The sequence below is a fragment of the Paracoccus sp. pheM1 genome, assembly GCF_018499825.1.
GTDB lineage: Bacteria > Pseudomonadota > Alphaproteobacteria > Rhodobacterales > Rhodobacteraceae > Paracoccus > Paracoccus versutus.
Map to the genome: position 1 here is coordinate 1003205 of NZ_JAGXCX010000002.1, position 6796 is coordinate 1010000.

General features: G+C 59.8%; 2 protein-coding genes, 1 tRNA gene and 2 rRNA genes. 2 read left to right on the forward strand and 3 right to left on the reverse strand.

The features are described from left to right. Window positions 1-290 precede the first annotated feature (290 nt). Window positions 291-1208 carry a hypothetical protein gene (locus KF941_RS19055; RefSeq protein WP_214274243.1) on the forward strand — a complete coding sequence of 306 codons (918 nt, stop codon included), beginning with the start codon at window positions 291-293 and terminating at the stop codon, window positions 1206-1208. Between the two features lie 605 nt (window positions 1209-1813). Beyond that, window positions 1814-3550 carry a recombinase family protein gene (locus tag KF941_RS19060; protein WP_214274622.1) on the forward strand — a complete coding sequence of 579 codons (1737 nt, stop codon included), beginning with the start codon at window positions 1814-1816 and terminating at the stop codon, window positions 3548-3550. Here the strand turns inward: KF941_RS19060 and KF941_RS19065 are convergent. From KF941_RS19065 to KF941_RS19075, 3 genes are all read right to left on the reverse strand, one after another. Next, window positions 3507-3583: transfer RNA gene (locus KF941_RS19065), tRNA-Met, on the reverse strand. The genes KF941_RS19060 and KF941_RS19065 overlap by 44 nt on opposite strands. 61 nt (window positions 3584-3644) lie before the next feature. After that, a 5S ribosomal RNA gene (gene rrf, locus KF941_RS19070) occupies window positions 3645-3759 on the reverse strand. A gap of 139 nt (window positions 3760-3898) precedes the next feature. Next, window positions 3899-6745, reverse strand: a 23S ribosomal RNA gene (locus KF941_RS19075). Between the last annotated feature and the right edge of the window lie 51 nt (window positions 6746-6796).

The window sequence follows — 6796 nt, forward strand, 5'->3', positions numbered from 1 at the left end:
GTTCAAAACATTAAAACCAAAAACGGCACTCCCTGCGGCGGGCACCGTCCGCCGCCCACTCCATTCCCACGGGATAAAAAAGAAAGAGAGCAAAGAACCAAAAGACAAAAAACCAAGAACGCGGCGGGTAATGCGGCCCACAGCGCAACCAGCTCAAAAAAGAGAAAGATCAGGCACAAAAGAACAAAGAGATACGGCGCGCCCGAAGCAAATCGTCGGCATCCCCACGGAATTCGAGAATCCCGGTTCGTCATACGCAACCCATCCCGCAATAGACGAGGAAACCAGCAATGATCCACCATCCAAATCCAGCGACTTGGATCCCTCGAGTGATCCACCTCATCGAATCCAACCTTCCCGTCCTTGATCGCAAGGGCGAGGAATGGGACCATATGTTCACTTCCGCTTATCAATTCGGCTGTGAGGCGCTGATCGCCCTCGGCCAGGCCGAGGAGACCGGGCGTGGAGCCCGGCCGCTCGCCCACCCCCGGCTGCCGGACATTCTTCCCAGATGGGACGATATCTGCGTCACCATGCTCAGCCTCGCCAGTCAATGCGGGCTTCTGTCCTATAGACTGCCCGACGGCTGCGAATCCCCAGAGATCGCCGCATGGTGGGGCCGGCGGGTGGGCGCGGTCCTGCCGCCACCGAACATCATGGCCGCGCATCGGCTTGGCCCAGCCTGGGCGGCCCCGCAGGCGCTTTCGGTTCTGCACGCGCTTGGCCTGGTCGATGCCGGCCAGTGGACCGCAACCGCGGAGCCGGTGCTCTGGCGCGAGGAACCGCCGGAATGGAACCTGGACATCTCCGCCGATCCGCGCTTCCGGCAGGCGCTGGACCGGGCCGTCAACAAAATGCCTGAGGACATCCGCCGCAGGCTGGACCGGCTGGTCACCATCACCGAGGCGGACGTGACCGAGGGGCTGATCCGGCGCGAGGCCCATCAAGAGGGGCTGCGCGCGGAATACGGCGCCAACCGGGTGGTCTGCCTGCCGCTCACCCGCGACTCCGTGCGTCAGGGCCTGATCGTCCTGCGCATCCATGATCTGGATTGGCTGTTCTTTTCGAAATGGCGGTGGCCGGACGGCTGGCTCCCCCCGCTTGAGCGGAAACGGGCGATGGAGATCTTCCACGACAGCCTCGCCATCCGCATGCGCAGGGCCGTCGTCAAACGGCTATACCCGGACAGGCCGGAGTTTTCCGGATGAAGCATCGGGGCGATCTGGAAGCCGGGTCATACGCCCTGCCCCGTAAAATCCGGAGAACTCCCTCCAGGTAATATTTTATCACAGTGATCGGGCGCGGATTGATCCGGGACCCGGGTGCATTTCCGTTTCCCCCAAGTGCGTTCTACCCCTCTTGGGAGTGAGATTTCCGTATTTTCAGGTGGTTATCCACATTCATGAGACCCGAGAGCCGTGTTTTGCCCTGAGAGAGCCATCCCCATGCCCTATGATCATCCAAACAGCAGCGGGCTCATCCCCGCACAGGATCATCATCAGCGAACGCCGGCGGGCCCTGCCCTCCGGCGCAGGGAGCAGCTCGGCCCATGGCACGAGACCGGAGAGATATTGTCGACAGGGAGGGTGCCGCACAGACGGCGACCTCCGCTTCGGCCTCTTCCGACCCCTCTGCTTCGGCCGACACCACCGACAAAGCCCTTGCCGGGAATCGGCAACCCGCGCAGCATCACGACCAGCTACTTGCCCTCATCCGGGCCCTGGCCCGCGATGCCGCCCGCGCCGATCACGCCGCCGAACGCGGCGCCCCTGACGATTGACCTGCCCCTCCGCGCGGAGATCCGCCCATGACCCTGCGCGCCGTCATCTACGCCCGCTATTCCTCCGACCTGCAGCGCGAGGCCTCGATCGCCGACCAGTTCCGCATGTGCCGGCTGCGGGCCGAGAAGGAGGGCTGGCAAGTGGTCGAGGAATATTCCGACCATTCCATCTCCGGCTCCAGCATGATCCGGCGTCCCGGCCTCCAAGCGCTGGTCATGGATTCCACGCGCGGCCGCTTCGACATGGTGCTGGCCGAGGCGCTGGACCGCGTCAGCCGAGATCAGGAGGACATCGCCGGCATCTACAAGCGCATGCGCTATGCCGACGTGAGGATGTTCACGCTGTCGGAGGGCGAGATCAGCGAGCTGCATGTCGGCCTCAAGGGCACGATGAACGCGCTGTTCATCAAGGACCTGGCCGACAAGACCCGGCGGGGCCTGCGCGGCCGGGTCGAGGACGGCAAGTCCGGCGGCGGCAATTCCTACGGCTACGACGTGGTGAAGCAGTTCGACGCCCATGGCGAGCCGATCCGCGGCGACCGCATGATCAACCAGGCACAGGCCGCCGTCATCCGCCGCATCTTCGCCGATTACAATGCCGGCCTCTCCTCGCGCACCATCGCCATGGCGCTGAACCGCGAAGGCGTCCCCGGGCCCATGGGCCGGGAATGGGGGCCGTCGACGATTCATGGCAATCGCGAGCGCGGCACCGGCATCCTCAACAACGAGCTTTATGTCGGCCGCCTCGTCTGGAACCGGCTGCGCTACGTCAAGGACCCCGATACCGGCCGGCGGGTGTCGCGGCTCAACCCGGAAAGCGAATGGGTGACACAGGAGGTGCCGGATCTGCGCATCGTCGACCAAGGCCTGTGGGACGCGGTCAAGGCCCGGCAGGGCGAACTCGCCTTCTCGACCCGCACGCGACAGGAAGGCAATCCGCTGAACGACCGGCGGCGCCCGAAGCACCTTTTCGCCGGCCTGGTCAAATGCGGCTGCTGTGGTGGCGGCTATTCGATGATCTCCAAGGACCTGCTGGGTTGCTCGACGGCGCGCAACAAGGGCACCTGCGACAACCGGGTCAACATTCGTCGCGATGCGCTGGAGGCCTCGATCCTCAACGGGCTCAAAAAACACCTGATGGAGCCGGAGCTGTTCCGGGAGTTCTGCGCCGAGTTCACCAAAGAGGTGAACCGGCTGCGGCTGGAACGTGGCGCCGATCTCGAGGTCGCGCGCCGGGAACTGGATCGCACGACCCGCGAACTCGACAAGGCCATCGACGCCATCCTGCAGGGCGTCCCGCCGCTGACGCTCAAGGACAAGATCACACAACTGGAAGCACGGAAGGCCGAGCTGACGGAGAAGCTGGCCAATGCCGATGAGCCGCCTCCCCTGCTGCACCCGAACATGGCGGCGCTCTATGCCCAACGGATCGCCGAACTTACCGAGAGCCTGCGGCACGAGGACAGCCGCACACAGGCGGCGGAGATCCTGCGGTCTCTGGTCGATCAGGTGACGCTGGTGCCGGAAGATGGCGAACTGGCGATCGTGCTGCGCGGCGATCTCGGCGCGATCCTGCGCTTCGCCGCGGGCCGCAAGAACCCGGATTTCCTGTCGGAGGCCGAGGCGCTGGACAATCTTCTGGGTCGGATGGCGGTATCGCGGAAGCCCGGGCGTAGAAACGCAAAAACCTCCGCGCTTTATGCTACGGAGGTTTCGCAATTATCGTTGGTTGCGGGGGCAGGATTTGAACCTGCGACCTTCAGGTTATGAGCCTGACGAGCTACCGGGCTGCTCTACCCCGCGCCATTTGCATCGCGTGGTTTGCGGTGCTTTTTCGTTCCGAGAGATTTTCGCTTCTTTTCAGGTCTGGCGGTGACCTACTCTCCCACGTCTTTTGACGCAGTACCATTGGCGCGACGGCACTTAACGGCCGAGTTCGGGATGGGATCGGGTGTTTTGCTCGTGCTAAAGCCACCAGACCGGAAAAGGAGCGAGATCGGCGTTTCCGCTTCCCTTCGGGCTTTCGCCGCTTCGGGATCGGGAAGACATTGTCCAAGGATGCTTTTGGAAGAAGGCGGGCTGCTTGTCCTTGACAAGCTGGTCTGTCTTCTTCCGGATCAAATCAAGCCTATCGAGCGATTAGTACCGGTCAACTGAACGCATTGCTGCGCTTACATCTCCGGCCTATCGACGTGGTGGTCTTCCACGGCTCTCAAGGGATACCTTGTTTTGAGGGGGGCTTCACGCTTAGATGCCTTCAGCGTTTATCCTGTCCGTTCATAGCTACCCAGCACTACCGTTGGCACGATAACTGGTCCACCAGTGGAACGTTCACCCCGGTCCTCTCGTACTAGGGGCAACTCCTCTCAAGTATCCTACACCCACGGCAGATAGGGACCGAACTGTCTCACGACGTTCTAAACCCAGCTCACGTACCTCTTTAAATGGCGAACAGCCATACCCTTGGGACCTGCTCCAGCCCCAGGATGAGATGAGCCGACATCGAGGTGCCAAACGATGCCGTCGATATGGACTCTTGGGCATCATCAGCCTGTTATCCCCAGCGTACCTTTTATCCGTTGAGCGATGGCCCTTCCACTCGGGACCACCGGATCACTATGGCCGACTTTCGTCTCTGCTCGACTTGTCAGTCTTGCAGTCAGGCTGGCTTCTGCCATTGCACTCGACGAGCGATTTCCGACCGCTCTGAGCCAACCTTCGCGCGCCTCCGTTACTCTTTGGGAGGCGACCGCCCCAGTCAAACTACCCACCACGCAGGGTCCCGGACCCGGATAACGGGCCGCGGTTAGACATCAAGAGTGCGAAGGGTGGTATCTCAAGGATGGCTCCACCGGAACTGGCGTCCCGGGCTCAATGCCTACCACCTATCCTGCACATCGCAATCCTGATGCCAGTGCGAAGCTATAGTAAAGGTGCATGGGGTCTTTCCGTCTAACCGCGGGAAGTCTGCATCTTCACAGACAATTCAATTTCGCTGAGTCCACATTTGAGACAGCGGGGAAGTCGTTACGCCATTCGTGCAGGTCGGAACTTACCCGACAAGGAATTTCGCTACCTTAGGACCGTTATAGTTACGGCCGCCGTTTACCGGGGCTTCAATTCAAGGCTTGCACCTCTCCTTTTAACCTTCCGGCACCGGGCAGGCGTCAGACCCTATACGTCGCCTTACGGCTTCGCAGAGCCCTGTGTTTTTAGTAAACAGTCGCCACCCCCTGGTTTGTGCCCCCCGCCGACAGTTGCCTGCCAACGGGGCCTCCTTCTCGCGAACTTACGGAGGTATTTTGCCGAGTTCCTTAAATGTGGTTCTCTCAAGCGCCTTGGTATTCTCTACCAGTCCACCTGTGTCGGTTTAGGGTACGGTCTTGTGGAGGGCTATTTCCAGGAACCGCTCAGCAGCCCCTCCAATCCGATAAGGAGGAACTACACCTGCGATCCGTCACCATCTCCTGGCCCAGGAATATTAACCTGGTTCCCATCGACTACGCCTTTCGGCCTCGCCTTAGGGGCCGGCTTACCCTGCTCAGATTAGCTTTAAGCAGGAACCCTTGGACTTTCGGCGACAGGGTCTCTCACCCTGTTTGTCGCTACTCATGTCAACATTCTCGCTTCCGATCACTCCACCGGATGCCTTACGGCCCGGCTTCACAGTAAAGCTCGCGCCTCCGCTATCCCACCCTCTTGCAAGGGAGACAGGATAGAAAAGGCAAGAGCTTATATCACGGAACGCTCCGCTACCGCGTGCATAAATGCACACCCAAAGCTTCGGCTCGTGGCTTGAGCCCCGTTACATCTTCGCCGCAAGACCTCTTGACTAGACCAGTGAGCTGTTACGCTATCTTTAAAGGATGGCTGCTTCTAAGCCAACCTCCTGGTTGTTTTGGAAGTCTCACATGCTTTCCCACTTAGCCACGAATTGGGGGCCTTAGCTGTTGGTCAGGGTTGTTTCCCTCTCCACGACGGACGTTAGCACCCGCCGTGTGTCTCCCGGATAGTGCTCCACGGTATTCGGAGTTTGCTTAGACTCAGTAAGGCTGTGGGCCCCCATCATCCATGCAGTGCTCTACCCCCGTGGGCATTCGTCCGAGGCGCTACCTAAATAGCTTTCGCGGAGAACCAGCTATCTCCAGATTTGATTGGCCTTTCACCCCTAGGCACAAGTCATCCCGACCTTTTTCAACAGGTGTGGGTTCGGCCCTCCAGTTGGTGTTACCCAACCTTCAGCCTGCTCATGCCTAGATCATCTGGTTTCGGGTCTGATCCATCTAACTCATTCGCCCTTTTAAGACTCGCTTTCGCTGCGCCTACACCTAACGGCTTAAGCTTGCTAGATAGACCAAGTCGTTGACCCATTATACAAAAGGTACGCCGTCACCGCGCAAGGCGGCTCCGACTGCTTGTAGGCGTCCGGTTTCAGAAACTGTTTCACTCCCCTCGTCGGGGTGCTTTTCACCTTTCCCTCACGGTACTGGTTCGCTATCGGTCAGCAAGGAGTACTTAGCCTTCGAGGGTGGTCCCCCGATCTTCAGACAGGATTTCACGTGTCCCGCCCTACTTAATGCGTCCGATCAAACTTCCCATACGGGGCTGTCACCCGCTATGGCTGGCCTTTCCAGGCCATTCTGGTCATTCTCACGGCTCGGCTGGTCCCCGTTCGCTCGCCGCTACTGGGGGAGTATCTGTTGATTTCCTTTCCTCCGGGTACTTAGATGTTTCAGTTCCCCGGGTTCGCTCTTAAAACCCTATGTATTCAGGTGATAAGTACCTGGTTAACCCAATTGTTGATACCCAAGGGTAACAACAATCGAGTTTCAGGTGGGTTTCCCCATTCGGAGATCCATGGATCAAAGCTTATTCTCAGCTCCCCATGGCTTATCGCAGAGTATCACGTCCTTCATCGCCTCTTGCTGCCAAGGCATCCACCAAACGCCCTTATCGCGCTTGATTTGATCCGGAAGAAGAAAGACCCGTCATCCCGAAGAAAGGGGGCCCGTCCAT